Here is a 4,456-nt window from a genome sequence, read left to right as displayed (position 1 = left end):
AATTTGCTTGGCGGCCATAGCGCAGCGGACCCACCTGAATCCATGCCGAACTCAGAAGTGAAACGTTGTAGCGCCGATGGTAGTGTGGGGCCTCCCCATGTGAGAGTAGGGAACTGCCAGGCATCAAATAAGACGAGAAAGCCAACCCACTGGGTTGGCTTTTTTGCTATCTAAGAAATTTGAAATACAGATGTAATATCCCCACACTAATCACCTATCACTTTGCTATCCTCAGCGATGCTTGGCTGTTAAACTAAGCCATCAGCTAAATGAGGTAGACTTTCATGAAAGAATCGGTTTCATTGCAAGCATTTAATACATTTGGTTTGAGAGCAAAAGCTCACCAAATAGACACTGCAAATAATAAAGATGAGCTTTGTACATGCTGGCAAAATGCCCATGAGCAGAAGTTGCCCACCCTTATTCTAGGTGGTGGTAGCAACGTACTATTTACAGAAGATTTTAATGGTATTGTTATCCGCAATTGTATTACTGGAATTGAGATTACTGAAGATGAGCAATATTGGTCTATTCATGTTGGTGCGGGCGAAAATTGGCATGCACTTGTTGAATTTCTATTAAAAAAGAATATCTATGGACTAGAAAATTTAGCGCTGATCCCAGGAAATGTAGGTTCAGCACCAATACAAAATATCGGTGCTTATGGCAAAGAATTAAAAGATGTTTGTGCTTATGTTGATATAGTTGAGCTAAGTACAGGTCATGTTCATCGATTATCTAATGATGAATGTCAGTTTGGTTACCGTGATAGTATTTTCAAGCATCACTACCAGAAAGGCTTTGCCATTGTTGCTGTAGGGTTACAGCTTAGCAAAAAATGGGAGCCTATTCTTACCTATGGCGATTTATCAAAATTATCATTAGAAACAGTAACACCAAAAGATGTGTTTGGATCTGTGTGCTCTATGAGAACAAGTAAACTACCAGATCCTACCATAACAGGTAATGCAGGTAGTTTTTTCAAGAACCCAATTGTTGATACTCGCATTGCACAACATTTAAAAGCAGAATATCCCTTCTGTCCTCAATATGTTCAACAAGATGGTGTAAAACTTGCTGCAGGTTGGCTGATTGATCAATGTGGTCTTAAAGGCCATCAGATTGGTGGTGCTGCTGTTCATATGAAGCAAGCACTTGTTCTTATCAATAAAGAGGGTCTAGCAACAGGCAAAGACATTGTTAATTTAGCTGCATGTATACGTCAAAAAGTCTTTGAGCGCTTTGGTGTGCAATTAGAGCCAGAAGTCCGTTTTATTGGCCAATATGGCGAAATCAATGCAGTGGACGCTATTTCATGAAAGAAACACCAACTCCCTTATTATTAATTGAAATTCTTGCTGATGGAAACATCCATTCAGGAGAGCAACTAGGCGAAAGCTTAGGAATGACACGCGCAGGTATTAATAAACATATTCAAACATTGCGTAGTTGGGGTATAGATGTTCAAACTGTCGCAGGAAAGGGCTATCAATTAGATGCTCCTATGAATTTGTTGAATGCGGATAGTGTAAACAAAAACATTAAAGGTGAACCAGCCAGTGTTATTCCTGTTATAGATTCTACTAACCAATATTTGATACAGCGTATTAGCGAATTAAAATCGGGTGATGTTTGTATTGCTGAATACCAGTCAGCAGGACGAGGCCGAAGAGGACGCCAATGGATTTCGCCTTTTGGTAGAAATTTATATTTGAGTATGTATTGGAGGCTCGATCAAGGACCTGCTGCTGCAATAGGATTGAGTTTGGTTGTCGGCGTTATTATGGCTGAGGTATTACAAAAGCTTGGTGCAGATGGCGTTAAAGTTAAATGGCCTAACGATCTCTATTTAAATGATAAAAAGCTTTCAGGTATTCTTGTTGAGTTAACAGGGAAAACCGGTGATGTTGCTCATATTGTTACGGGTATTGGTATCAATATTGCAATGAGTAAAAATCAAACTGAAGCCATTAACCAGCAATGGATTAATTTAGAGCAAGTTGGTATCAAAATTGATAGAAATGAACTTGCTTGTGAAATTACTAATGCACTAAGGGAAGCATTTGTTCAGTTTGAAAAACAAGGGTTATCTATGTTTATCGAGCGTTGGAAACGTTTAGATAACTTTATGGATCGCCGAGTGAAGCTTATTATTGGTGAAAAAGAGATCTTTGGTATTGCCAAAGGTATCAATGACCAAGGTGCCTTACTTTTGGAACAAGATGGAAAAATCATACCTTATATAGGTGGTGAAATTTCATTGAGAATTGCATTGTAATGCTTTAAATTGCATTGAACATCTAAAACTAAAAAAGCTTTCCTAAATTGGAAAGCTTTTTGTTTATCGATATTACTTTGAATAACTGAAATACAATGATATTGAGATCAAGTACCACTAATTGTTTAGATTTACTTACGTAATCGAACGTTGGTGATCGTATGACTTTGGCCTTTGGTTAGTATAAGACTCGCTCTTTCTTTCGTTGGCAATATGTTTTGTTTTAAATTCAAACCATTAATTTCTTGCCAAATTGAAGATGCTATTTCAATAGATTCTTCTCTGCTTAATTTAGAGTAATTATTAAAATACGATTCAGGATCAGTAAACGCACCTTCTCTAAATTTTAAAAAGCGACTGATATACCAGTGTTTTAGTAATTCTTCATCAGCATCAACATAAATAGAGAAATCTACATAATCTGATACGAAAACATTATGCGGATCATGAGGATAATCCTGATTACTCTGTAATACATTTAATCCTTCAAGAATTAAGATATCAGGTTGTTCAATAACCTGTTTTTTATCCGGGATGATGTCATAGACTAAATGAGAATAGACAGGCGCTGTTACTTGTTTCTTGCCTGATTTTATATCAGAAACGAAAGAGACAAGGCTATGCATATCATAGGATTCAGGAAATCCTTTCTTTTTCATTATCCCGCGTTTCTTTAACTCCGCATTAGGTAAAAGAAAACCATCAGTAGTAATTAAATCAACTTTACGATGTTCTGGCCAACGGGTTAAAAGTGCTTGTAGTAAACGAGCTGTGGTGCTCTTACCAACAGCAACACTGCCGGCTATACCAATAATATAAGGGATTTTGGCACTTCTTGTTCCAAGAAACTGCTCTAAGACGGCTTGACGACGTAAATTAGAACTTATGTAAAAATTGAGTAATCTTGAAAGAGGAAGATAAATCTCAATGACATCATCAATAGAAATTTCTTCGTTAATCCCTTTTAAATCGACAATCTCTTTTTCGGTTAGCGTTAAAGGAACGGAATCTCTTAACGTTGCCCAGTGCTTCCTGTCAAATTCTAAATAAGGGGTTATAAAGCGTTCTTTGTTATTCATAAGCCAACATCTGCCTAATATTCGCAGGTTGGACAGGCTGTTTAAAACACCCGTATCCGATAAAAAATAAACAGCATCATAACGAGTGATGTCTCTTAGGCGTAGATATTTTTTTAATTTTTTCTACTTTTTTTGACACGAACTGAATAAATTTGTAAAAAAAGTACAAAAAATAGTCATAAAAATATTTTTTAGCGTAGACTAATAAGGGTGCAATAATCTTTTTTCTAAAAATTTATTGATGATTAATAAATTTGGGACTGAATAGATAAATTAGCTTGCTAATCTATCATGAATTTTTGTTGGCATTTTGGTCGTTTTTTTCCTAAAAAATCAACAATTCAATTAAAAACGAACAAAATCTAAGCAAAAGAACAAATATCGCAATTTTTTTGTTGCATCATGATGAAAGTCCTCCTAGAATGCGCACCACTTAGCCGGCATAGCTCAGTTGGTAGAGCAACTGACTTGTAATCAGTAGGTCCCGAGTTCGACTCTTGGTGCCGGCACCATTAAAAATTAGGTTTGGTGGGATACCCAAGCGGCCAAAGGGAGCAGACTGTAAATCTGCCGTCACAGACTTCGAAGGTTCGAATCCTTCTCCCACCACCATTAATTCCTAACTTAAGTGTTTTAAATTAGTAAACACTTAAGTAGAATACAAAGCTGATTTTAAGTCAGGTAGCCGAGTTCTGCGGGCATCGTATAATGGCTATTACCTCAGCCTTCCAAGCTGATGATGCGGGTTCGATTCCCGCTGCCCGCTCCAGATGTGCTGATATAGCTCAGTTGGTAGAGCGCACCCTTGGTAAGGGTGAGGTCGGCAGTTCGAATCTGCCTATCAGCACCACTCCTTCATGTTCTTGCCTCCCTGATTAAAATCTTAACAAGCACTAGCAAATCGCTAATTTACTTACTGCTTGGTTGATGTGGTGTAACCACCGATTCCGTGTCTTAGAGGGACAATTTAAATGTCTAAAGAAAAATTTGAACGTTCAAAACCGCACGTTAACGTTGGTACTATCGGCCACGTTGACCACGGTAAAACAACTCTGACTGCTGCAATCACTACAGTTTTAGCTAAAACTTACGGTGGTGC

The 4,456-nt window shown here is 37.7% G+C and carries 4 protein-coding genes, 4 tRNA genes and 1 rRNA gene; 8 read left to right on the top strand and 1 reads right to left on the bottom strand.

From position 1 onward, the window contains the following. Positions 1–6: 6 nt before the first annotated feature. The 3 genes from rrf to birA all read left to right on the top strand — a co-directional run bounded on the left by rrf (position 7) and on the right by birA (position 2,278). Positions 7–122, top strand: a 5S ribosomal RNA gene (rrf, locus tag NBG71_RS18530). A gap of 162 nt (positions 123–284) precedes the next feature. Further along, a complete protein-coding gene (gene murB / locus NBG71_RS18525) occupies positions 285–1,319 on the top strand; it encodes a UDP-N-acetylmuramate dehydrogenase (protein WP_250917075.1) in 1,035 nt (344 codons plus the stop codon). After that, on the top strand, positions 1,316–2,278 hold the full coding sequence (gene birA, locus NBG71_RS18520; protein WP_075674347.1) for a bifunctional biotin--[acetyl-CoA-carboxylase] ligase/biotin operon repressor BirA: 963 nt from the start codon (positions 1,316–1,318) through the stop codon (positions 2,276–2,278). Before murB ends, birA begins: the two co-directional genes overlap by 4 nt. A 131-nt stretch (positions 2,279–2,409) precedes the next feature. Here birA and coaA read toward each other — a convergent pair whose 3' ends face one another. Then, positions 2,410–3,357 carry a type I pantothenate kinase gene (coaA, locus tag NBG71_RS18515; RefSeq protein ID WP_099660050.1) on the bottom strand — a complete coding sequence of 316 codons (948 nt, stop codon included), beginning with the start codon at positions 3,355–3,357 and terminating at the stop codon, positions 2,410–2,412. 436 nt (positions 3,358–3,793) lie between these two features. On the opposite strand from coaA, the gene NBG71_RS18510 reads away from it, so the two are divergent. The 5 genes from NBG71_RS18510 to NBG71_RS18490 all read left to right on the top strand — a co-directional run. Then, a tRNA-Thr gene (locus tag NBG71_RS18510) sits at positions 3,794–3,869 on the top strand. Positions 3,870–3,884: 15 nt separating this feature from the next. Beyond that, a tRNA-Tyr gene (locus NBG71_RS18505) sits at positions 3,885–3,969 on the top strand. 82 nt (positions 3,970–4,051) lie between these two features. Further along, positions 4,052–4,126, top strand: a tRNA-Gly gene (locus NBG71_RS18500). A 5-nt stretch (positions 4,127–4,131) separates the two neighbouring features. Continuing rightward, positions 4,132–4,207: transfer RNA gene (locus tag NBG71_RS18495), tRNA-Thr, on the top strand. Between the two features lie 121 nt (positions 4,208–4,328). After that, positions 4,329–4,456, top strand: a 128-nt coding sequence (locus NBG71_RS18490) for a GTP-binding protein (RefSeq protein WP_228407520.1), incomplete at its 3' end; no start/stop codon positions are given.

It is taken from the genome of Proteus sp. FZP2095 (assembly GCF_023701425.1).
GTDB lineage: Bacteria > Pseudomonadota > Gammaproteobacteria > Enterobacterales > Enterobacteriaceae > Proteus > Proteus cibarius.
This window is presented reverse-complemented; position numbering and strand designations above follow the sequence as displayed.

Bases quoted from the DNA above. Each gene is read 5' to 3' on its own strand.
- birA (WP_075674347.1), top strand. From the start codon at position 1,316: ATGAAAGAAACACCAACTCCCTTATTATTAATTGAAATTCTTGCTGAT.
- murB (WP_250917075.1), top strand. From the start codon at position 285: ATGAAAGAATCGGTTTCATTGCAAGCATTTAATACATTTGGTTTGAGA.
- coaA (WP_099660050.1), bottom strand. From the start codon at position 3,357: ATGAATAACAAAGAACGCTTTATAACCCCTTATTTAGAATTTGACAGG.